Raw genomic sequence first — 21785 nt, 5'->3', positions numbered from 1 at the left:
CGGGTGAGCCTCCGGTCGCGCATGTCGCCGCAGCGGTCGCTGCTATCCGAGTTCTTTGCGGAGCTGCGGCAGAACCTCACTGCCGAGCAACTCGATGCTCTTGAGGAACATGGCGTGCGGCATGCCACCGACGTCCATCTGCAGGATCTGGCGGCTGTGCCCGAGCAGCCGGTGCAGGCGCAGGATGCGGTCGGCGATCTCGTTGGGTCCGCCGGCGAAAACCATCCCGCCCGGCTCGTAGTTGCCTTCCCGACCGGTCGCTGGCAACCCGGCGCGGCCGATCTCGGCGGCGCCGGTGGTGAACATGCGCAGCTCGTGCTTGAGGTAGGTGGCCTTCGCCGCCCGGTCGTCGTTGGCGACGAACCCGTGTACGGCGACGGCGATGTCGGCGGCTTCGGCGGGGTGCCCGACCTCGGCCCAGGCTTGGCGGTAGGCGGTGCCGTACTGCGCCCAGTGCTCTGCGGTGCCACCGAGGATGCCGAGGAACATCGGCAGGCCGAGCTCGACGGCCCGCAGCACCGACTCGGGGCTGCCGCCGGTGCCCAACCAGATCTTCAGGGGTTGTTCCGGTCGGGGCACGATCAGCGTGTCGGTGAGGGGCCGCCGCCGGTGGGGGCCTTTCCAGGTGATGCGGTCGTGGGTGTTGGCGGCGATCAGCAGGTCGAGCTTGGAGCGGTAGAGCATGTCGTAGTCGCGGATGTCGAGGTCGAACAGCGGGAAGGTGATGTCGGAGGATCCGCGGCCGGCGACAACCTCGATGCGTCCGGGGGCGTTCGCCGCGGCGGTGGCCAGCTGCTGGAAGACCCGCAGCGGGTCGTCGGTGGACAGCACGCCTGTTCGGCGACGTGCACGGCTTCAAGCACGTTGCGGATCGCCTGGGCGGTGTTACCGCCGGTGGTGGGCGGGGTGTTGCCGAACGAGTAGACGCCGAGTTCGAGTGTCACGCGGGGCGCTCCTTGGTTCGCGGCTGTTCGCGTTGGTGCCGGGTGGCGCGCAGCATGGCCTTGTACATCTGCCGGGGTGTGGGTGGTTCGGGTAGCGGCTGCGCGGCCTGTGCGGCGCAGGCTTGGATGAGGTAGCCGACGAGCCGCCGCCAGGTATCGGGGGCGGCGTCCGCGGTCGCGGTGAGGACGCCAGCGTTGGCCATGAGGAACATTGGCAGGTCCTCGGTCACGAAGTCGGCACGAAGCTTCCCGGCGGCCTTGGCCTGCTCGACCAGGGTGGTCAGGTCGGCGAAGGCTCGGGCGCGCTCGGCCTCGAACTGCTTCGCGGTGGGGAACGTCATGGTGAGCACTGTGGTGAACCCCCGGTCGCCGGCCTGCATGGCGCAGATCTGCTCGACGTAGCCGCAGAAGCCCAGCCAAGGATCCGGGTTGGCCAGCGCGTGGCGGGCGGCCTCGGCGTACGCGGTCATCTTGATCTCGAACGCCGCCGCGATCAGATTCGCCCGGGTCGGGTAGCGGCGGTAGAGCGTGCCGACACCGACGCCCGCCCGCTTGGCGATGTCCTCCATCGGCACATCGAGGCCCAGTTCGGCGAAGACCTCACGGGCGGCGGTGAGGATGCGCTGCCGATTCCGCTCAGCGTCGATGCGCAGGCCAGCGCCGCCTGAGGGCCGCGGTGCGGGTGGCGAGGTCATACGGATCACCATACGGGCAAGTGGAAGGTGTCGTCCACTTCCGTGCTACGGTCGGTAGGCGTAGTGGAGGAAACCTTCCACTTCCATGAAGGAGATGACGATGAAGGCTGTTGTTACCACCGAGCAGGGTGCGAAGCCCGAGGTCGCCGAGGTGTCGACCCCCCAGCCGACCGCCGGTGAGGTGCTGGTCAAGGTGCAGGCGTCGTCGATCAACGGGTTCGACCTGTCGGTCGCCGCCGGCTACGTCGTCGGGATGATGGAGCACCGTTTCCCGGTCGTGCTGGGCAAGGACTTCGCCGGGACCGTGGAGACGGTCGGCGAGGGCGTCACCCGCTTCGCCGTGGGTGACAAGGTCTTCGGCGTTGTCACGAAGGCGTACCTGGGTGACGGTGGTTTCGGAGAGTACGTGAGCGTTCCTGAGGCGGTCGGGATCGCCAAGCTGCCCGAGGGTGTCGACGTGACCACCGCCGGCACCGTCGGGTTGGCCGGCACCGCCGCGGTCGACGCGCTCGACGCGGCCGGCCCGCAGGCGGGCGAGACGGTGCTGGTCAGCGGTGCGACCGGCGGCGTCGGCGCGATCGCGATCCAGTACGCCGCCGCGGCCGGCGCCACGGTCATCGCCACCGCGAAGCCCGGCGAGGAGGCCGACTTCGTCCGCGGCCTCGGCGCGCACCAGGTCGTCGACCACACCGGTGACCTGCCCGCGCAGATCCGCGCAGCCGCCCCGGACGGTGTCGACGTGATCGTGCACCTGGCCGGCGACGGCTCCGTCCTGGCCGGGCTGCTGACCGAGAAGGGCCGGATCGCCAGCACCGTCGGGTTTGGTGCCGACCAGCATCCGGCGGCCACGTTCATCATGGCCAACCCGACGCCGGAGACCCTGGAGCGGCTCGCCGCTGACCTCGCCGCGGGCCGGCTGAGCGTGCCGATCGAGCGCACCTTCACCCTGACCGAGGTGCCCGCGGCGTTCGGCGAGTTCACTGGTGGCACCCGCGGCAAGATCGCCATCACCGTCTCCTGACCACCACACCCCCGGAGACCCCCGCTGGGCCGAGCTACTCGGCGGCCTCGGCCTCATCCTGCCCGCGGCCACCGGCATCGCCCCGGTGCTCACCCCGATCGCCGCGACCTGCCTGGCGGTGGTGATGGTGCTGGCGGCCATCACTCACATCCGCCGCAAGGAATCGTCCGGAGTCGCGATCAACGCCGTTTTGTTCCTTCTCCGCGCGTTCGTCGCCTGGGGCCGGTTCGGGCCCTGGAACTTCTGACCGGCGACGCGCCTGCCGGGCTGCCGGTCCCACGCCCCAACGGCGACCGGCAACCCCGCCATCAGCAATGACGCCTGCTACTGCCCCGGTAAATCTGAACGGAGACCCATTCATGTCCGTCCTCGTCATCGGTGCCACCGGCGCCCTCGGCCGCCTGCTGCTGCCCGAACTGCGGAAGCGTGGCCAGGCTGCCGATGACGTCACCGCTGCAGGCCGCAACCCCCAGGTCCTCGACGCCCTGGCTGCCGACGGCTATCGGACTGTCCGCGTCGACCTCGACGACGCCGACCAGACCCGCGCCGCGGTCGCCGGACACGACCAGGTGGTGCTCATCTCGGGCAAGGACCCCCACCGGCTGCAGCAGCACCGTGCCGTCGTCGACGCCGCCAAGGCCGCCGCCGTGCGGCACTTCTACTACACCAGCGGCGTCCGCGCCGACGACGCGAGCTTCGCGCTCGGCGCCGACCACAAGGCCACAGAGGACGCCATCAAGCAGTCCGGTCTGCGCTACACCATCCTGCGCAACGGCTGGTACATCGAGAACTACATCCAGGCCATGCAGGGTGCCGCGCAGACCGGCGTCTTCACGGCCGCCGTCGGCGACGGCCGCGTCGCCCCGGCCGGCCGACGCGACTTCGCCGAAGCCCTCGCCGCCGCGGTCACCACCGACGGCCACGACAACACGACCTACAGCCTCACCGGCGACACCGACTACACGTACGCCAATCTCGCCGACGCCATGGCGAAAGTTCTCGGCAAGCCGGTGCAGTACCAGCCGGTCAGCGCCGAGCAGTACCAGGCCATCCTGACCGACGCCGGGCTCGACGCAGGCACCGCCGGGTTCCTCGCCGCCCTCGATGCCAACATGGGCGCCGGGATCATGGCGTACGCCGGCGACGACCTCAACCGCCTCATCGGACACCCCACCATGTCCCTGGTCGAAGGCCTGAGCCAGTGAACGTCACTGTCTTCGGTGCCACCGGTGCCATCGGCCAACTCGTCGTCGCCGACCTGCTCGTCGCCGGGCACACCGTCACCGCCTACGCGCGCAACGTTGGCAAGGTCCCGTCCACATGGCGGCAGGACGTGCGCCTGATCGTCGGTGAGATCACCGACGCGGCCGTGATCGACCAGGCCGTAACCAGCGCGGACGCGATCATCTCCGCCCTCGGCCCCAGCATCGACCGCAAAGCCACGGGCCTGCCGCTGATCGAGGGCACCCGGCTGATCATCGAGGCGATGAAGCGCCACGGCGTCGAGCGCTTCATCGGCAACGGCACGCCCAGCATCCTCGACAAGCGCGACAAGCCGAACCTTCAGCAGACACTCATCGGGTTCATGGCCCGCAATCTGCTGGGCCGCGCCTACCGGGAGATGCTGGGCATGTCCGACCTCATCATGAACAGCGGCCTCGACTGGACCATCGTGCGGTTCAGCGCACCCAAGGACGGCCCGGCACGCGGCGTGAACCGCTACGGGTTCTTCGGCACCGACAAGATCGGCATGGCTGTGACCCGCGCCGACATCGCCGCCTTCACCGCCGCCCAGCTCACCGATGACCGGTTCCACAACGCGGCGCCGGCCATCAGCAACTGACGATCAGGACACGTACGGCAAGCCACGACCGACCGCACGCCGACGCCCGGCGGCGACCGCGTCATGGCGGGCGCGCTCACGGCCGGGCTCGATCTGGGACTGTGGCTAACGGAACGGGTCTTCCGCGACCTGCTGCTGCCTGCCGGTCGGCGCTGCGTGCTCCGGACCGAGCACGACGGCCCTGCTCCCGTCGTGCGCACCGCTGACCCGCACGAGCAGAACGGCGCGTCACCTTAACGCACCGGAAACACACCCGGTACCAACCCTGGGAACGCTCGTCGGACAGTCGACACCACCGACACGCGAACCGGGGTGACCATGGCCGACAACACCACGAACGCGCCGACGTTCGACGGGCCGATGGGCCGGTCCGGCAACGGCCGGACGCTGCCCACGCCCCGCCCGAGCGCGGTCGTACCGCTCGACGACGATGACCCGGCGGACCTGGCGACGATCGGCGTGGAGGAGGAGTTCCACGTCGTCGACCTGCACACCCGGGAGCTGGTGCCCCGGGCCGGGGAGCTGCTGGACCGGCTGCCGGCCGACTCGTTCACCGCGGAGCTGCACCGCAGCGTGGTCGAGACCAACACCGCGGTCTGCCGCACCCTGGACGAGATCCGCGACGAGCTGACCCGGCTGCGCCAGCTGGCCGTCCAGGTCGCCGACCGGGCCGGGCTGGGCATCGTGGCGGCCGGTACGGTGCCGCTGCGCGCCGACGGCGACCCGAGCGTCACCCCCACCTCCCGCTACCGGCGGATGCTCGACGAATATCAGATGCTCGCCCGGGAGCAGCTGATCTGCGGCGCGCAGGTGCACGTCGGGGTGTCCGACCGGGACCTGGCCGTCGCGGTCACCCGCCGGGTCCAGCCGTGGCTGCCGGTGCTGCTCGCCCTCTCCACCAGTTCGCCGTACTGGATGGGTCAGGACAGCGGCTACGCCAGCGTCCGATCGTTGGTCTGGCAGCGCTGGCCCACCGCGGGTGACCCGGGCGAGGTGACCAGCGCGGCCGACCACGAGGCGCTTGTGGCCGAGCTGATCTCATCCGGCACCATTACCGACCCAGCCATGATCTATTTCGATGTCCGGCCGTCGGCTCACGTGCCCACCGTGGAACTGCGGATCACCGACGCCAACGCCGACGTGGAGATCATCGTCCTGCTCACCGGCCTGTTCCGGGCGCTCGTCCGGCGGGAGGTCGCCGCCCTGCGGGCCGGAGTGGAGCGCACGGCCGTACGGCCACCGGTGCTGCGCGCCGCCGTGTGGCGGGCGGCCCGCTCGGGGCTGGAGGGTGACCTGCTCGACCTGCCCCGGTCGGCCCGACCGGTGCCGGCGGACGAGGCGGTCCGCCGCATGGTGACCGACCTGCGCCCACAGTTGGAGGCGACCGGCGACTGGGAGCAGATCCACGAGCTGACCCGATACGCGCTGGAACGCGGCAGTTCCGCGGCGCGGCAGCGGCGGGCGTACGAGCGTCGCGGCCGGTTGGCCGACGTCGTCGACCTGCTGCTCGACGAGACCCGGGGTCGGGTCCGGGGACCGCAGCCCGGTGCGCCCACACCCCCGGCGCTACCCACGTACGTCGACGCCGGCGACGAGGTCTTCCGCCCGAGCGGGCCGGAACCGGCGTACGGCCCGGTGCTTGCCGCCCTGCGCCAGCTCGGTGCCGGCGCCCTGCGTCAGCGCGAGCACGACCGGGACGAGGAGCAGCGTGCCCGTGGGGTGACGTTCAGCGTGGCCGGCGAGGCGAGCACCCGGCTCTTCCCGGTCGATCTGGTGCCGCGCGTGGTGCCCGCCGCCGACTGGCGGGCCCTGCGCACCGGCCTGGTGCAACGCGCCCGCGCCCTCGACGCGTTCCTGCGTGACGTCTACGGCGACCGTGCCGTGGTGGCCGACGGCGTGGTACCGGCGTGGGTGGTGGAGTCCTCACCGGGGCTTCGTCCGACCGGAGCTCTCATGGGCCGGCGGGGCACCCGCGCCCAGGTGTCCGGAACCGATCTCGTCCGGGACCCGGACGGCGGCTGGTACGTGCTGGAGGACAACCTGCGGGTGCCCTCCGGGATCGGCTACGCGGTGCAGAACCGCCGGCTGACCCAGGCGGTGCTGCCGGAGCTGCCGGTGCCAGAGGATCTGCTGCCCGCCGACGAGACGCCCGCGATGCTGTACCGGGCGTTGGTCGCCGCCGCGCCCGCCTCGGCCGACGATCCCGCCGTGGTGGTGCTCAGCAGCGGCCCGGGTGACCCCGCCTGGTTCGAGCACCGGCTGCTCGCCGACGAGATGGGTGTGCCGCTGACCGAGACCAGCGACCTGCTGGTGGAGGAGGGCCGGGTCCGGCTGGTCCGTGCGGGCTCCCGCAGCGAGGTCGACGTGATCTACCTGCGGATGGACGAGGAGGCGCTGCTGCACGCGCCGGGCGCCGACGGGGTGCCGCTGGGCTGGCCGTTGCTCGCCGCGGTGCACGCGGGGCGACTCACGCTGGCCAACGCGCTGGGCAACGGCGTCGCCGACGACAAGGCGCTGTACGCGTACGTGCCCCGGCTGATCGAGTACTACCTGGGCGAGAAGGCTCTGCTGGGGGACGTGCCGACGTACCTGTGTGGGCTGCCCGAGCAGCGGGCCGAGGTGCTGGGCCGGCTCGACCAGTTGGTGCTCAAGCCGGTCGACGGGTACGGCGGCGACCGGGTGGTGATCGGCCCGCGGGCCGAGGCGGAGGAGTTGGACGCCGTCCGGGACCAGATCCTCGCCGCCCCGCACCGGTGGATCGCGCAGGAGGTGGTCGCGCTCACCACCCACCCGGTCTTCGACGGCACGGCTCTCGCTCCCCGCCACGTCGACCTGCGGGCGTTCGTGTTCCTCGGCGAGAAGGCCGAGGTCGCGCCGGTGGCACTGACCCGGGTGGCGCCGGCCGGCAGCATGATCGTCAACTCGTCACGAGGCGGTGGATCGAAGGACACCTGGCTGCTCGGCGGAGCCGACCAGTCGACGGTGTAACCCACGCGTGACCCACACGTCATCGGAACGCGCTCGGCACCTCGCCGTGACCGCGACCACCGTCGGCTGAGGCGATATCCTGCGCCGGTGGAGGTCACGGCGCAGGGCGAGCGGTTGGCCGCGGACCTGGTGGGCTGGCTGACCGAGCTGACCTTCGTCGACCTGGACACCGACGAGGTCACCGCGCAGGTCATCGACTCGGTCGTGCGGTGGGCCGAGGCCCAGGGTTGGCGGGTCTACCGGCGTGCGCCCAGCGTGTTGCCGTTGCCACCGCCGCTGGAGCAGCGGCACTCGGTGCTCGACGTCGCGTGTGCCCGCCCGGACGGCCCGCCGGTCGTCGTCGAGGTGGACCACACCGACCGGGGCCGTACGGTGCAGAAGCTGCGCGCCGAGGCGGACGCCGGCCGGATTCCGATCTGGGTGCGGTGGGGCGTGGGGCGGTTCACCGCGCCGCCACCGCCGGTGCGGATGGTGACCATCGAGGTGACCCGGCGTGCGGGGCCTCCGGGGCGCGGACGGCTGCACAGCCGCACCGGTGACCGCCCCGCGCCGGCGCACTCGGTCGGCGGCGGCACCGCGGACGCCCAGGCACTACCGATCCCACTGACCGACCCGGACGGCGCTAGGGATCAGGGCTGACGCTCGGAGTGCCCGCAACCGTCGGTCACCACGGCAATCGACTGGCTGGTGCCTGGCGGAACCGACGTGGAGGCAGGAGCGAGCGGAGTTCGTCGGCGGCATGAGCGAAGTCCGAGATGTTGGTGACGCAGCCATGGCCGAGGTGGGCGAGCCAGAGTGCACCGAACCGCCCGGCCACGAGCGCCTGGGACAGCGGAACGGTGTGCACGTTGCCGTCACCATCGACCGTGGAGATCGCATCGGTGCCGATGACCAGCGAGCTCTTGTTGCCAAACCGCCTCAGCAACGGCTGCCTGATCACCTCGCCGGCCGGCACGAAACGGGTGCGGGGGCACGAGTCGTCCGTGACGCCAGGAAGGTTCGGCCTCGACCCGTACGGCACGACGATCATGGCGGAGGAGAGCCAGTCGGACATGACGTCCCGGGCCGTCGCCGCAGAGAACCCGGCCAGCTCGGTGAGCGGATCCGAGTAGTCCTTCTCGGCCGTGCCGAACAACTCTTGGTGGGTCGCGGTTTCGAGCTTCCGGATCGACGCCATCCAGGCCACGCTCTCGAACACGGGCACCACATCTGTCGGTATGGGCGCGTCCCCGCTCGGCACCAGACCAACTATGTCCGCCGGATCAAGCCCAGCGGAGACGAGTTTCCGCAACTCGGTCCAGAGCAGCTCGGCGGCCACGCTGGCATCGAAGTTCTTGGCTTTCCTGCCGCGCTCCGGGACGATGACCCTTATCCCGAGTTCGTGCCGGGTAGCGTCGACGACCTCGAACAGGAATTCCGCGTGTTCGGCGATCCCTGCCTGATCCAGAGCGTCGACGACCAGCGACCGCAGCGCCCGCATCAGCAGAACCGCTTCCACGCTGGGTTCGACGCCGACGACCAGAGCGACGCCGCGAACCTCGTCGGCGTACCAGACCGGACCGGACCGGTGGTTGGCGAGCGAGGTGCCGCGGGTGACTCGCGGACCAGCCGGCAGCCGGAGACGCATCGCCTGCGGCGCTTCGGCGGTCACGGAGAGGACGGCGTTGCCGCTGGTGAAGAACCTCTCCACATGCCGTCGGATCTCGTCAGCCGTGAAGAGCCCGTAGTCCACCGCGGGCCAGCGCGACAGACCGTGTCCGCGCGGCCCGTAACGCCGCGCGAGCAGCGATCCCCAGGGGTCGAGCAGGCCGTTGTCGATGTTCAGCACGTAGAGGCTGTCCGCGTCGAGGTCCGCGACGGCGTCGGACAGATCCTCCGGCGGAAGATTGCTGACAGCCGAGCAGATGTCGGTGAAACGCGCCGCGACCTGGTCCGGTGGGCCGGCCGCGCTGAACGACGTCTCGATCATCCAGACGTCGTTCGTGTACTCGTCCGTGTCGTGCAGCTCGTCCCATTCGACCAGGTGCTGCACCAGGTGGGTCAGGCCGATGGAGTCGACCTCGTCGTCGCGGGCACCGCAACCGAACGTCAGCGACGCGGCCAGCGGGCCAGGCAGATCGCTTTGGATGACCAGCACTCCGTCTATCTCCGTGCGCTGCATGAGCGCAGCGTAAGGACACCGGTCAAACTGCTGACCGCTAAGCCACCTACCGTCGTACGACTAGCAGGCCGGCCGGAGCAGCGACTCGGGCTCGGCGTCACCGAGCAGCGCCCGGGCCTGCCGGGCCAGCAGGTGGTGTTGGGCCGCGCGGGCGAGTTGTTCGCCCAACCGGGCGTGGCTGGCCGCCTCCTGAGGCCTGTTGGCCACCCGGTACGCGCCCGCCAGGCCGAGGTGGGCGTTGACCTCGGCGCGGCGGTAGCCGATCTCGCGGCCCAGCCGCAGCGCCTGGTGCAACAGTTCGAGCGCCGGCGCCGGGCCGTGCAGGCCGAGCGCGACGGTGCCGAGGGTGGCCAGAGCCTCCGCCTCGACGCGGCGTCGACCGATCGCACGGGCGATGTTCAGGCACGCCAACATTCGCGGTGTGGCGCGCGTAGCGTGCGGCCGATTTAACGGGTAGAAACATGTCAACCCTTTGTCCCGGCCCAACCTCCGGACGCAGAGGCAAGAGAGCGCTCTCACCGCCCCAGCTGCGCCGGGAGTACGGTCCGGCCAGCGGAGAGGACGAACCACATGGCAGTCCCGTCCCGAGGCGTACGCCGGAGATCCGGTCGTACCCTCATCCTTGCTCTGGTGTTGACCACCTCCGTCACGATGACCAGCGCCGCCGCCACCGCCGGCCGCCCGACGGGCGGCGCACCCGACTTCGGCCCCAACGTGACGATCTTCGACCCGAGCATGCCGGTCGGCGCGATCCAGCAGACGCTCGATGCGGCGCACGCCCGGCAGGTCGACAACGAGATGGGCACCGAGCGGCACGCCTACCTGTTCAAGCCGGGCACGTACGGCACGACCGAGCAGCCGTTGCAGGCCAAAGTCGGCTACTACACCGAGGTGTCCGGTCTGGGCGCCTCACCCACCGACGTCACCGTGAACGGCAAGCTGGAGGTCTACAACCGCTGCCTCGCCGACGGCGGCACCGGTAACTGTCTCGCGCTGGTCAACTTCTGGCGCACCCTGTCCAACCTGTCGCTCACCATCAACGCGGCGGGCCAGGACGGCTGCCGGTCGTCGGCGAACTTCTGGGCCGTGTCCCAGGCGGTGTCGATGCGCCGGCTGAACATCGGCGGTGGCGGTCTGTCGCTGATGGACTACTGCACGGCCGGCCCGCAGTACGCCAGCGGAGGCTTCATCGCCGACTCCCGTCTGCCGGCCACCACGAACGGCTCCCAGCAGCAGTGGCTGACCCGCAACAGCGAGGTCGGCAGCTGGTCCAACGCGGTGTGGAACCAGGTCTTCGCGGGGGTCGAGGGCGCGCCGGACGACGCCACGTTCCCGGACCCGCCGTACACCACCCTGGAGACCACCCCACTCAGCCGGGAGAAGCCGTACCTGTTCGTCGACGGCAAGGGTCGCTACAACGTGCGCGTGCCCGCGGCGCAACGCGACAGCCGGGGCGTCTCCTGGGCCAACGGCATGACGCCGGGACGGACCATCGGGATCGGCGACTTCTTCATCGCCAAGCCGTCCGACTCGGTGCGCGTCATCAACAGTCAACTCGCGCGCGGGAAGCACCTGCTGCTCACCCCCGGCACGTACGACATCGCGCGCAGCATCGAGGTCCGGCGTCCCGGCACCGTGGTGCTCGGGATCGGGCATGCCACGCTCACCGCGGTGAACGGCGCGATCCCGCTGGACGTCGCCGGTGTCCCCGGTGTGATCATCGCCGGTGTCACGATCGACGCCGGCCTCGTCGAGTCGCCGGTCCTGCTGCGGGTCGGGCGGCAGCACGGCCACAATTCCAGCACCCCGCACAACCCGACCACGCTGTCCGACGTGTACTTCCGCGTCGGCGGCCCACACATCGGCCGGACGAACACCGCGCTGGAGGTCAACAGCGACAACGTGCTCATCGACCACACCTGGGTGTGGCGCGGCGACCACGGCGTCGAGGGCTTCACGGAGGGCGTCAACGGTGACACCGACCGCTGGCGCACCAACACCGGGCGCTACGGCGCCGTCATCAACGGCGACCACGTGACCGCGACCGGCCTGTTCGTCGAGCACTTCCAGCGCTACAACACCGTCTGGAACGGCGAGCACGGCACCACGATCCTGTATCAGAACGAGTTGCCGTACGACCCGCCGACGCAGGCCGACTGGATGAACGGCCCGGTCGAGGGCTGGGCCGGATACAAGGTCGGTGACCGGGTGCGTCACCACACCCTGTACGGCGGCGGGGTGTACGTCTTCAACCAGAACAACCCGTCGATCCACACCGAGAACGGCTTCGAGGTCCCGAACAGGCCGGGCGTGAAGCTGCACCACATCATGACCGTCAACCTCAGCGCCGGCACGATCGACCACGTGGTCAACGGGGTGGGCGACGCCGCCGACATGACGAAGGTCGGGGCGCCGGTCTACGTCACGCAGTACCCGGCTCCCTAACGGATCGGGCGTACTGAACGGGGGTCGGAGCCGACAAGGCTCCGGCCCCCGTCGTCGTGCCGGGGCGCAGGAGAATCCGAGGCTTGAATTCCTATTCAAGTGATAGGAATATAGGTGAATGCCGGTTGGTCCGTTCCTCACCTCCCGTCGGGTCGTGGACCTGATGCGGGTCGCCTCCGAGCTCTGTCCGGGCTCACCGACGACCGCCTGAGCGACGTCGCCACCCGCATCCCTCACCCGGCATCGCCGCCGGGACTCCGCGCCGACTCGCGGCCCTGTCTGGTCGCCATCCCGCGCACTCGCGTCCTACCCCCTCAACCGATCCGGCACGGCCGGATCGGTCTATCGCTGGAGTTGTGACATGACAACCGAACAGTCGCCGTCCACCCCACCAACCGCCGGGGCGTCCCGGCTCGCGTTCAACGAGGACTGGCTGGCGACAATCCTCGGCCTGGCCCTGCTCGCCCTGGTCCTGCTCGGTGCCATCCCCGCCGGGCTGGTGCCCTGATGACCGCGGACGCGACCCGCACGGGCGACCCGACCGACACGGCTGACACCGTCGAAACGGCCGACACGCCGGACACGGTCGACACGGCTGATCCCACCGGTCCCGGCGTCGCGCGCGATGGCGCCTTCTGGGCCTGGACGGTGCTGGGCCTGGTGATCGTGGTCGGCCTCGCCGCGCTCACCCGCTATCTGGAGCAGAACGTCCCGGCGTGGGCCGAGGGCACCGCCATCGAGGACTTCGGGGCGGCGATCGAGTACCCGGTCTACGCCATCCTGCTCGGCCTGCTGGGCAACGTCGCCGTCACGCTGCTCGGCTGGCGGGATCGGATCGCCGCCGCGTTCCGGACCGAGTTCTTCATCAAGACCGGTCTCGTGCTGCTCGGAGCGTCGATCAACCTGGCCGTCATCGCCAGTGCCGCCGGCCCGGCGATCGCCCAGGCGATCCTGCTGATCAGCGGGGTCTTCCTGTTCACCTGGTGGTTGGCCGGCAAGTTCGGTCTCGACGACAAGCTGCGGGCGTTGCTCGCCGCGGCGGTGTCGATCTGCGGGGTCAGCGCGGCGATCGCCGCCGCGGGCGCGGTGCGGGCGCGCCGCGAGCAGTTGGCCTACACGGCGAGTCTGGTCATCATCTTCGCGCTGCCGTCCATCTTCATCCTGCCCTGGCTGGCCGACGTGTTCGGGCTGTCCGACGCGGTGGCCGGCGCGTGGATCGGCGGCAACATCGACACCACCGCCGCGGTCACCGCCGCGGGGGCGCTCGCCGGCGAGGAGGCGCTCCAGATCGCCAGCATCGTCAAGGTCACCCAGAACGCCCTGATGGGTGTGGTCGCGGTCGCGCTCACCGCGTACTTCACGCTGCGGGTGGAGCGACGGCCCGGCGCGGCGCGACCGGGCCTCGGCGAGTTGTGGCGGCGTTTCCCGAAGTTCGTCCTGGGCTTCATCGCGGCCTCGGTCATCGCCACCTGGTACCTCGACTCGGCGGGCGCGGACGGCAAGGCCACCATCGCCATCGTCAACGACCTGCGCGTCTGGTTCCTCATCCTGGCCTTCGTCAGCATCGGCCTGGAGGTCCGGGTCGCCTCCCTGCGGGAGGCTGGTTGGCGGCCCGTTGCGGTGTTCGCCAGCGCCACGGTGTTCAACCTGGCGTTGGCCCTCGGCCTGGCGTCGCTGCTGTTCCGCAACTTCTCGGCCTGACCCGCGTCGCACCCCGCCTTCCGGACTCGGAGGGCGGGGTGCTCGCTTCCTTCCGATCCGTTGACGAATATTTTCACCGATAAGTCGAACTCTTGCGGGCCGGCATTCGGTGCTGCCACGATGACCGTCAATGCCTTCCGTCCCGAAGGAGTGGTCGTCATGGCGGTCTCCCGCCGCAGGTTCGTCACGTCGGTGCTGGCGGGGTCCGCCCTCGCCGCCGCCTCCACCACCGAACTGCTCACCACCTCGTCCCGCCCCGCCTCCGCCGCCAGTCCCCCCGGGGACGTGGTCGGCAAGGTGACGGTCGGCTACCAGGGCTGGTTCAGCGCCCCCGGCGACTCGGCACCGATCGGTGGCTGGTGGCACTGGAGCCGCGACAGGTTCCAGCCGCCCTCGCCCGCCAACACCACGATCGTGTCCTGGCCGGACATGCGCGAGTACACGCGCAGCTATCCCACCGCGTACCCCAACCTGGGCAACGGCTCGCCGGCCACCCTGTTCTCGTCGTACGACCAGCAGACCGTGGACACCCACTTCCGGTGGATGCAGGAGTATGGCTGCGACACCGCCGCGCTGCAACGGTTCAACCCGATGGGCGACGAGGGGCCGACCCGCGACGCGATGACGCAGAAGGTCCGCACCGCCGCCGAGCGCTACGGCCGCAAGTTCTACATCATGTACGACGTCACCGACTGGTTGACCTTCCAGTCGGACATCAAGACCGACTGGACGACGAAGATGTCGGCGTACACCGCGTCCAGCGCGTACGCCCGGCAGAACGGCAAGCCGGTCGTCTGCATCTGGGGCTTCGGCTTCAGCGAACCCAGTCGGCCCTTCGCGCCAGCGCCCTGCCTGGAGGTCATCAACTGGTTCAAGGCACAGGGCTGCTACGTCATCGGTGGCGTGCCCACCTGGTGGCGGCAGGGGATCGAGGACTCCCGCCCCGGCTTCCTCGACGTCTACCACGCCTTCAACATGATCTCGCCGTGGATGGTCTACCGGACCACCACCCTGGAAGGGCTCGACTCGTACTACAACAACGTCAACATCGGTGACATGGCCGACTGTGTGGCGCGCGGCATCGACTACCAACCGTGCGTGATGCCCGGTGACCTCGCCGGGGGTCACCGCCGGCACGGCGACTTCTACTGGCGGCACATCTACAACATGGTCCGGCTCGGCTCCCAGGGCCTGTACGTGTCCATGTTCGACGAATACAACGAGGGCAACCAGATCGCCAAGACGTCCGAGACCCAGGCCACCACCCCGGCCGGCGCGAACATCCGCTCGCTGGACGAGGACGGCGTGGCCTGCTCCTCGGACTACTACCTGCGGATCACCGCCGACGGCGGCCGGATGCTCAAGGGGCAGCTCGCCCTCACCGCGGTGCGTCCCACGCCACCGGTGGTCGGCGGGCCGCCCCCACCGACCGGCGGCAACCTGGCCGCCGGTCGGCCCACCTCGGCGAGCAGCCAGGGCGGCGGGTTCCCGGCGGGGAACGCGGTGGACTCGAACGCCGGCAGCTACTGGGAGAGCAGCAACGGCACCTTCCCACAGTGGTGGCAGGTCGACCTCGGTGCCAGCTACCAGGTCAGTCGACTCGTGGTGCGGCTGCCCTCCGGTTGGGGGACCCGTACCCAGACCATCACCGTGCAGGGCAGCGTCGACGGTGGCTCCTTCGCCACCATCACCCCGGCCGCCGGCTTCACCTTCGACCCGGCCACCGGCAACACCGTCACCCAAACGCTGCCGACCACCGCGACCCGCTACGTCCGGCTCAGTTTCAGCGGCAACACCGGCTGGCCGGCCGCCCAACTCGCCCAGGTCGAGGTGTACGCCGGGACCACCGCACCGGACAACCCGCCGACCGCGCCGAGCGGCCTCACGGTGACCGGCCGGACGTCGACCAGCGTGTCGCTGGCCTGGACGGCGTCGACCGACGACACGGGGGTGACCGGCTACCAGGTACGCCAGGGTGGCACGGTGGTCACCACCGTCACGGGCACCACGGCGACCGTGAGCGGGCTCAGCCCGTCCACCGCGTACAGCTTCACGGTCACCGCGCGCGACGCCGGAGGCAACACCTCCGCCGCGTCCAACACGGTCACGGTCACCACAGACGCCCCGGCCAACGCGGACCTCGCCCGGGGTCGACCCACCACGGAGAGCAGCCACGTCCAGAGCTACGCGTCGGGCAACGTGGTCGACGGTGACCCGAACAGCTACTGGGAGAGCGCCAACAGCGCGTTCCCGCAGTGGGTCCAGGTCGACCTGGGCGCGTCGCGCACGGTCGGTCGGGTGGTGCTGAAGCTGCCCCCGGCCACCGCCTGGGCCAGCCGGACGCAGACCCTCTCCGTGCAGGGCAGCGCCGACGGAAGCAGCTTCGGCACGCTGCTCTCCTCTGCGGGGCGGACCTTCGACCCGGCCACCGGCAACCAGGTGAGCCTCACCTTCACTGCCGCGCAGACCCGCTACGTGCGGATCTCGGTCACCGGCAACACCGGCTGGCCGGCCGGGCAACTGTCGGCGCTGGAGGTCTACCAGAGCTGAGCGACAGTCGGGCGGCCACCGGGAGACCGGTGGCCGCGCGCTGGTGGCATCCGCCTGCCGGGAAACGCCGTGATGATCCACTCCGTTTTGGCGATATCGGGGTATCCACGCCGATGGGACACCGCGATATCGCCAATCCCGTGTTGATCAAGGACGCGTCCGGAGAGGCCGGGTGTCAGACGTCCGGCTGCGCCATCCGGTGGACGTCGTCGGCGGGGCGGATGGTGCGGATCGGGCGGGGCACCGGCCCACGCCGCTGCCACTCGCGCGGATAACCGAGGGAGACCTCCTCGAAGCGCACCCCGTCGTGGAACGTGGTACGGGGTATGTGCAAATGCCCGTACACCACGGTGGAGGCACCGAAGCGCAGGTGCCAGTCGCTGGTGCGTACGGTGCCGCACCACTGGGCGAACAGTGGGTACCGCAGGACGTCGGTGGGTGCCCGCACCAGCGGGTAGTGGTTGACCAGCACGGTCGGCAGCGCCGGATCGCGCTCGGCCAGCCGGCGTTCGGTCTCGGTGACCCGGGCCGCGCACCACGCCTCCCGGCTCGGGTGGGGGTCGGGGTGCAGCAGCGCCTCGTCCGTGCACACGATCCCGGCCGCGTACGCCAGGTCCAGTGACTCCTGTTGGGTGCGCGCCTCCGGAACCCGGAACGTGTAGTCGTAGAGCACGAAGAGCGGGGCGATCAGGGCCGGCCCGCCGTCGCCGTCCCACACCGGGTACGGATCCTCCGGGGTGACGACCCCCAGCCGTCGGCACAGCTTGACCAACTCGCGGTAGCGCTCCTCGCCGCGCAACGTGACCGGGTCACCGGGCGGCGTCCACAGCTCATGGTTGCCCGGCGCCCAGACAACCCGCGCGAACCGGCTGCTCAGCAGGTTGAGCGCCCACTCGATGTCGGCGTACCGGTCGGCCACGTCGCCGGCCACGAGCAGCCAGTCGCCGTCGTGCTCCGGGCGTAGCTCCTGGACGAACGACCGGTTCTCCGGGTGCCCGACGTGCAGGTCGCTGACGGCCCGCAACCGGGGGGAGTGATTCACGCCCCCGAGGTTAGGCCCGAGCGGCCCGGTACGGACACCCCTGTCCGGGCCGTGGCGGAGTGCGTCCGGCGACGGGCTCGATCAGCAGAACCAGCCGTCCTGCGCCCGGCCGTCCCGGTTGATGTACCCGTAGGCGAAACCGTAGACGTAGCCTCCGCTGCGGGAACCTTCGACCAGGAACGTCTGAGAGCGTCGATATTCGTCGATGGGACGGAGGGCTTCGCGGTCGACCGGCGACCCGGGACGGACGCTTTTGACGGCCGGCATATCCGTCGACCCGGCGGGAAAGCGCGCTGACGTCCGACAGCCCGAAACCGGAGCAGGAGACAAACATGCCTTTCATCACCGTGGGGACGGAAAACTCCGCGCCCATCGACCTGTACTACGAGGATCACGGTTCCGGTAAGCCGGTGGTGCTGATCCATGGGTTCCCGTTCAACGGCGCGACCTGGGAAAAGATGACCACCTCGTTGCTCAACGCCGGATACCGGACGATCACCTACGATCGGCGCGGTTTCGGTAACTCGGCCCAACCGACGTTCGGGTACGACTACAACACGTTCGCCGCGGACCTGGACGTGTTGATGACGGAGCTGAACCTGAGCGACGTGACCCTGGTGGGGCACTCGATGGGCACCGGCGAGGTGATCCGCTACCTGGGCAACTACGGCTCACAGCGAGTGAGCCGGGCCGTGGTGCTCAGCCCGCTGCAACCCATGCTGGCCAAGGCCAAGGACAACCCGGAGGGCGTCGACCCGAGCCTCTTCAAGGGCTTCCAGCAGGCCATCATCAAGGACCGGTTCGCGTACCTGACCCAGTTCTGCGACGTGTTCTTCAACTACAGCGAGAACAAGGGCAAGCTGGTCAGCGAAGAGGCGTACCGGGCGCACTGGCAGATCGGTGCGACGGCCTCCGCCAAGGGCACCCACGACAGCGTGGACGCCTGGCAGGAGGACTTCCGCCCCGACCTGCCGAAGATCGATGTGCCGCTGCTGATCGTGCAGGGCGACAAGGACAACGTGTTGCCCTATCCGGTGACCGGCCAGCGGCTCGCGCCGATGATGCCGAACGCGCAGCTCATCACGCTCAAGGGCGCTCCGCACGGTATCCCGTGGACCAACGCCGACGACGTCAACAAGGCGATCATGGACTTCATGAAGCAGCCGGCCAAGGCTCGCGCCTGACCCGTACCGGTAGCCGATCGGACACCAGCGCCGTGAGGACGATGCGACACCCGGCCCTTGCCTGGGCCGGGTGTCGTCGCCGGTCAGGGCCGGCGCGCGACCACCGCGCCGTTGGCACCGGGAGCGTCGAACGGCACGGTGCGGACGTCGACGAAGCCGGCGTCGGTGAGCCAGGCCGTGTATTCGGCACCCGAGTAGTTCCGGCCGCCCTCGGTTTCGACCAGCATGTTCATGCCCATCAGCGCTGCCTCCGGTGGCCCGGTGCGCTCGTCGTTGAGCAGCAGTTCGCAGACGACGACCGCCCCGCCCGGCGGCAGCGCCGCGTGGCACCGGGCCAGCAGCGCCCGGTTCGTCGGCTCGTCCCAGTCGTGCAGGATCATGCTGAGCAGGATGACGTCGTGCCCGCCCGGCAACGTCGGGTCGGCGAGGAAGTCACCGGAGACCGTGCCGATCCGCCCGGTCATCCCGGCCTCCGCGATCCGTTCCTGCGCCCGTACGCAGACGTGCGGAAGGTCCAGGACGGTCGCCCGCAGCTCGGGCAGGCGTCGGCAGAACTCGATCGGAAACGCGCCGGCCCCGCCGCCCACGTCGAGCAGCCGGCTGTAGCCGGAGAAGTCGTACGCGTCGGCCAACGCGGCGGCGGTGAAGCTGGACGTGGAGAACATGGCGTCCCAGAACTGGGCGAGCATCTCCGGGTCGGTGGTGTCGAACATCGACTGCTGCGCCTGCGGATCCCAGGTCAACGGCCGATCGGTGCGCAGCGCCTCGCCGATGCGATGCCAGGGCAGGTACGTGCGCAGGTCGGAGTAGCGGACCTGGGCCCCGAAGTAGTACGGGCTCCCCTCGACCAGGAACTGCTCGGCCAACTCGGAGTTGCGGTAGCCGTCGCCGGACTTCTCCAACAGGCCGAGCGAGGCGCTCGCGGACAGCAGCAGGTCCGCCGGGCGGTCAGCCAGACCGAACTCGGTGGCGGCCTGCTCGACCGTGAGCGTTCGGCCACCGGCGAGGCGGGTGAACAGGCCGAGCTCGACGCCGACCGCGAGGGTCTTGAACCCCCACACACCGGCCACCAGGCGCATGAGGGGAGTCGGAGTGATCATGGCGACATGAGATCACAGATGTGGTCCGTCCACTATGGCCGCGTGACCGGCGGCCGGCGGTCGCCGGTCAGGCCCGGATCAGCGTCACCAGCCCGGCTGCGACCAGCACGCCGGCCCAGAGCCGGTCGACGTTGAACCACGCTCGACGCAGCACCCCGACCCCGAACACCTGGTAGACCAGCATCGCGATGACCAGGGCCGTGCCGAGCATGGCCACCGTGTGCACCCCGGCCGCGGCGAGACCCGGCAGCGCACCCACCGGCGCGGCGGTCAGGTGCCCGGAGTGGCCCCCGGGCACCGGCTCGGCGACCAGCACCGGCAGCAGCATCAGCCCCGCGCCGTGCGCCGACGACATGAGGAACGACCAGCCCGCGAGTTGCGCCGCGGACAAGCGCATCCCCGCCCACCGGAAGTGCCGCTCGGAGAGTAGCCGCCACAGCCCGAAGGCGACCAGCACCACCCCGCCGACCACCGCCAGGGCGGTGCTCGCCGTGACCGACCGGGTCGCGGTCACCAGCGCGGCGACGATCCCCACCGAGGCGAGGTGCCCCGCCGCGATCGGCAGCAGCGACCGCAGCAGGGCCATCCGACTGCGCTCCTGCAGGCCGCGGGCCACCGCGAACAGCCAGCCCATCGCCGGGTTCAGGCCGTGGAACGCGCCGAGCGCGGCGAGCGTCGCCCAGGTGGCGACGGTCACGGAAAGCAGTACGAGTCGGAGGACGCGTCCCCGCCCTGCAGCCGGGTCTGGTGCACCCGCAGCCCTCGAAACTCGTCACCGTGGGGGAAGAACCTCTCATCGGGGGTGAGCCCTCCGGCATCCACGTCGACGTCGAGCTTGGCCAACCAGGCGCCCACCCCGTCGGGGTAGAACTGGTCATCCCACGCGCCGTAGAGGGAGTTGCTGACGTAGACCCGCCGGCCGTCCCGGCTGACCTCCACCATCTGCGGGCCGCCGGCCAAGGCCTCGTCGGGCGCGGACGGATGTGCCGTGCGGCGGACGATGCCTCCGAGGTGCACCGAGCCGGTCTGCACGGGGTGCAGCGGGTCACTGACGTCGTACTGGCGTAGCTCCCCGGTGCCCCAACAGGAGACGTAGAGGAACCGGTCGTCGACCGACAGGTCGATGTCGGTCACCAGCGGCGGCACCGCTCCGAACGGCTTGAGCAGATCGGGCAGGTCCGCCGGGTCCGCCGGTTCGGCCGGAATGTCGATCACCTTGGTGACCGCCCAGGCATCGCCGTCCCGGTGCCACAGCCAGATCGAGGCGGACAGGTCCTCGACGCTGATCACCACGCCGACGAACCCGTACGACTTCGTCGGGTCGTGCGCCGGGCGCAGCTCCAGCGGCATCTGGTATTGATCGCCCAGGTCGACCCGCTGCACGTGCCGACGTTTCGCGAGGTCCCAGAAGTGGATGGCGTGGCCGTAGCGTCGGCCCAGCAGCAGCTCACCGATGATGCCGTCCTCGATCATCGACGGGGTGCCCCACTCGCTGGTCACCAGCACGTCCTGGGTGAGGTGCCACCACACGTCGTACGCCAGGAACTGCGGGCCCCGGTCGGCCTCCCACGCCCCGCGGACCTCGAACGTGGTGTGGTCGAGGATGGCGATGCCTCCCGGGCCCTCCGCGCCGTCCGCGCCACCGAGGGCGGAGAGGTAGATGCCGTCCGGCCCACAGTGGACGGTGTGCGGACGCGAGTAGCCGGCCCGCTTCGCCAGTTCCTCCGGCCCGATCACCTTGATGACCTGTGGCTGGCGCGGGTCGGGCTGCGTGTCGAGAACGTGGATCCGCGACGACCGCAGACCGGGCACGATCAGGTAGCGCCGCTCGACGTGCGGGTGTGGAGCGGTCGGGCAGAGCGCGCTGCTGCACGCGTTCCAACCGAAGTGGTGCAACTCGTCACCGAGGTGCGGCAGGTCGGTCCAGCCGACGACGCTGCCGTAGTCGGGGGAGTCGGGGTCGGTGTCCAGCACCACGATGGCGTCCGGACGGCTGGCCGTCCGGTCGAAGGCCGCCACGTAGGCGAGCTTCTCAGCTGGCGCGGTCACCGCCTCGCGGGGGGAGGGGTAGAACGTGGGATCGGGGGTCCAGCGGGTCATCGGGTCTCCGC

General features: G+C 70.3%; 19 protein-coding genes. 11 read left to right on the top strand and 8 right to left on the bottom strand.

What is annotated here, in order from left to right:
* Window positions 1-42: 42 nt before the first annotated feature.
* Window positions 43-831: an LLM class flavin-dependent oxidoreductase gene (locus tag PCA76_RS18880; protein WP_272611763.1), complete on the bottom strand. Its 789-nt coding sequence runs from the start codon at window positions 829-831 to the stop codon at window positions 43-45.
* 109 nt (window positions 832-940) lie between these two features.
* A complete protein-coding gene (locus PCA76_RS18875; protein WP_272611762.1) occupies window positions 941-1639 on the bottom strand; it encodes a TetR/AcrR family transcriptional regulator in 699 nt (232 codons plus the stop codon).
* 100 nt (window positions 1640-1739) lie between these two features.
* On the opposite strand from PCA76_RS18875, the gene PCA76_RS18870 reads away from it, so the two are divergent.
* The 6 genes from PCA76_RS18870 (at window position 1740) to PCA76_RS18845 (ending at window position 8130) form a co-directional block, all read left to right on the top strand.
* A complete protein-coding gene (locus PCA76_RS18870) occupies window positions 1740-2660 on the top strand; it encodes an NADP-dependent oxidoreductase (RefSeq protein WP_272611761.1) in 921 nt (306 codons plus the stop codon).
* A complete protein-coding gene (locus tag PCA76_RS18865; protein ID WP_272611760.1) occupies window positions 2623-2907 on the top strand; it encodes a DoxX family protein in 285 nt (94 codons plus the stop codon). Before PCA76_RS18870 ends, PCA76_RS18865 begins: the two co-directional genes overlap by 38 nt.
* A gap of 112 nt (window positions 2908-3019) precedes the next feature.
* On the top strand, window positions 3020-3865 hold the full coding sequence (locus PCA76_RS18860; RefSeq protein WP_272611759.1) for an NAD(P)H-binding protein: 846 nt from the start codon (window positions 3020-3022) through the stop codon (window positions 3863-3865).
* Entirely contained in the window at window positions 3862-4503 is a 642-nt protein-coding gene (locus PCA76_RS18855) for an NAD(P)-dependent oxidoreductase (RefSeq protein ID WP_272611758.1), read from the top strand. Before PCA76_RS18860 ends, PCA76_RS18855 begins: the two co-directional genes overlap by 4 nt.
* 318 nt (window positions 4504-4821) lie before the next feature.
* A complete protein-coding gene (locus PCA76_RS18850; protein ID WP_272611757.1) occupies window positions 4822-7491 on the top strand; it encodes a carboxylate--amine ligase/circularly permuted type 2 ATP-grasp protein in 2670 nt (889 codons plus the stop codon).
* Between the two features lie 87 nt (window positions 7492-7578).
* Complete coding sequence (locus PCA76_RS18845; protein ID WP_272611756.1) at window positions 7579-8130, top strand: hypothetical protein; 552 nt, start codon at window positions 7579-7581, stop codon at window positions 8128-8130.
* Between the two features lie 25 nt (window positions 8131-8155).
* Here PCA76_RS18845 and PCA76_RS18840 read toward each other — a convergent pair whose 3' ends face one another.
* Together PCA76_RS18840 and PCA76_RS18835 are read right to left on the bottom strand one after the other, a co-directional pair.
* Window positions 8156-9652: a hypothetical protein gene (locus PCA76_RS18840; RefSeq protein WP_272611755.1), complete on the bottom strand. Its 1497-nt coding sequence runs from the start codon at window positions 9650-9652 to the stop codon at window positions 8156-8158.
* 60 nt (window positions 9653-9712) lie between these two features.
* On the bottom strand, window positions 9713-10066 hold the full coding sequence (locus tag PCA76_RS18835) for a hypothetical protein (protein ID WP_272611754.1): 354 nt from the start codon (window positions 10064-10066) through the stop codon (window positions 9713-9715).
* Window positions 10067-10222: 156 nt separating this feature from the next.
* On the opposite strand from PCA76_RS18835, the gene PCA76_RS18830 reads away from it, so the two are divergent.
* The 4 genes from PCA76_RS18830 to PCA76_RS18815 all read left to right on the top strand — a co-directional run bounded on the left by PCA76_RS18830 (window position 10223) and on the right by PCA76_RS18815 (window position 16348).
* Window positions 10223-12097 carry an adenylyl cyclase gene (locus PCA76_RS18830; protein WP_272611753.1) on the top strand — a complete coding sequence of 625 codons (1875 nt, stop codon included), beginning with the start codon at window positions 10223-10225 and terminating at the stop codon, window positions 12095-12097.
* 361 nt (window positions 12098-12458) lie between these two features.
* A complete protein-coding gene (locus PCA76_RS18825; RefSeq protein ID WP_272611752.1) occupies window positions 12459-12605 on the top strand; it encodes a hypothetical protein in 147 nt (48 codons plus the stop codon).
* A complete protein-coding gene (locus PCA76_RS18820) occupies window positions 12605-13798 on the top strand; it encodes a YeiH family protein (RefSeq protein ID WP_272611751.1) in 1194 nt (397 codons plus the stop codon). The genes PCA76_RS18825 and PCA76_RS18820 overlap by 1 nt, the downstream gene beginning before the upstream one ends.
* 159 nt (window positions 13799-13957) lie before the next feature.
* Window positions 13958-16348 carry a galactose-binding domain-containing protein gene (locus PCA76_RS18815; RefSeq protein ID WP_272611750.1) on the top strand — a complete coding sequence of 797 codons (2391 nt, stop codon included), beginning with the start codon at window positions 13958-13960 and terminating at the stop codon, window positions 16346-16348.
* Window positions 16349-16523: 175 nt separating this feature from the next.
* On the opposite strand, the gene PCA76_RS18810 is transcribed toward PCA76_RS18815, so the two are convergent.
* Window positions 16524-17390 carry a metallophosphoesterase family protein gene (locus tag PCA76_RS18810; RefSeq protein WP_272611749.1) on the bottom strand — a complete coding sequence of 289 codons (867 nt, stop codon included), beginning with the start codon at window positions 17388-17390 and terminating at the stop codon, window positions 16524-16526.
* A gap of 332 nt (window positions 17391-17722) precedes the next feature.
* Between PCA76_RS18810 and PCA76_RS18805 the strand changes: the two genes are divergently transcribed.
* A complete protein-coding gene (locus PCA76_RS18805) occupies window positions 17723-18574 on the top strand; it encodes an alpha/beta fold hydrolase (RefSeq protein WP_272611748.1) in 852 nt (283 codons plus the stop codon).
* An 83-nt stretch (window positions 18575-18657) separates the two neighbouring features.
* Here the strand turns inward: PCA76_RS18805 and PCA76_RS18800 are convergent, their stop codons facing one another.
* The 3 genes from PCA76_RS18800 to PCA76_RS18790 form a co-directional block, all read right to left on the bottom strand.
* The gene (locus PCA76_RS18800) at window positions 18658-19674 is read right to left on the bottom strand and encodes a methyltransferase (protein WP_272611747.1); all 1017 of its coding nucleotides are present in this window, start codon (window positions 19672-19674) and stop codon (window positions 18658-18660) included.
* Between the two features lie 67 nt (window positions 19675-19741).
* Window positions 19742-20371 carry a hypothetical protein gene (locus PCA76_RS18795; protein ID WP_272611746.1) on the bottom strand — a complete coding sequence of 210 codons (630 nt, stop codon included), beginning with the start codon at window positions 20369-20371 and terminating at the stop codon, window positions 19742-19744.
* Window positions 20368-21774 carry a selenium-binding family protein gene (locus PCA76_RS18790; protein WP_272611745.1) on the bottom strand — a complete coding sequence of 469 codons (1407 nt, stop codon included), beginning with the start codon at window positions 21772-21774 and terminating at the stop codon, window positions 20368-20370. Before PCA76_RS18790 ends, PCA76_RS18795 begins: the two co-directional genes overlap by 4 nt.
* Window positions 21775-21785: the final 11 nt, after the last annotated feature.

The sequence above is a fragment of the Micromonospora sp. LH3U1 genome (assembly GCF_028475105.1).
Taxonomy (GTDB): Bacteria; Actinomycetota; Actinomycetes; order Mycobacteriales; family Micromonosporaceae; genus Micromonospora.
Note: the sequence above shows the minus strand (reverse complement) of the source record. Positions and strands in the feature narration are given on the sequence as shown.

What these genes read in the sequence shown, in the direction of transcription:
- PCA76_RS18805 (WP_272611748.1), top strand. Translation starts at nt 17,723, where the DNA reads ATGCCTTTCATCACCGTGGGGACGGAAAACTCCGCGCCCATCGACCTG.
- PCA76_RS18790 (WP_272611745.1), bottom strand. Translation starts at nt 21,774, where the DNA reads ATGACCCGCTGGACCCCCGATCCCACGTTCTACCCCTCCCCCCGCGAG.
- PCA76_RS18875 (WP_272611762.1), bottom strand. Translation starts at nt 1,639, where the DNA reads ATGACCTCGCCACCCGCACCGCGGCCCTCAGGCGGCGCTGGCCTGCGC.
- PCA76_RS18830 (WP_272611753.1), top strand. Translation starts at nt 10,223, where the DNA reads ATGGCAGTCCCGTCCCGAGGCGTACGCCGGAGATCCGGTCGTACCCTC.
- PCA76_RS18840 (WP_272611755.1), bottom strand. Translation starts at nt 9,652, where the DNA reads ATGCAGCGCACGGAGATAGACGGAGTGCTGGTCATCCAAAGCGATCTG.
- PCA76_RS18825 (WP_272611752.1), top strand. Translation starts at nt 12,459, where the DNA reads ATGACAACCGAACAGTCGCCGTCCACCCCACCAACCGCCGGGGCGTCC.
- PCA76_RS18800 (WP_272611747.1), bottom strand. Translation starts at nt 19,674, where the DNA reads ATGATCACTCCGACTCCCCTCATGCGCCTGGTGGCCGGTGTGTGGGGG.
- PCA76_RS18820 (WP_272611751.1), top strand. Translation starts at nt 12,605, where the DNA reads ATGACCGCGGACGCGACCCGCACGGGCGACCCGACCGACACGGCTGAC.
- PCA76_RS18870 (WP_272611761.1), top strand. Translation starts at nt 1,740, where the DNA reads ATGAAGGCTGTTGTTACCACCGAGCAGGGTGCGAAGCCCGAGGTCGCC.
- PCA76_RS18815 (WP_272611750.1), top strand. Translation starts at nt 13,958, where the DNA reads ATGGCGGTCTCCCGCCGCAGGTTCGTCACGTCGGTGCTGGCGGGGTCC.
- PCA76_RS18860 (WP_272611759.1), top strand. Translation starts at nt 3,020, where the DNA reads ATGTCCGTCCTCGTCATCGGTGCCACCGGCGCCCTCGGCCGCCTGCTG.
- PCA76_RS18835 (WP_272611754.1), bottom strand. Translation starts at nt 10,066, where the DNA reads ATGTTGGCGTGCCTGAACATCGCCCGTGCGATCGGTCGACGCCGCGTC.
- PCA76_RS18850 (WP_272611757.1), top strand. Translation starts at nt 4,822, where the DNA reads ATGGCCGACAACACCACGAACGCGCCGACGTTCGACGGGCCGATGGGC.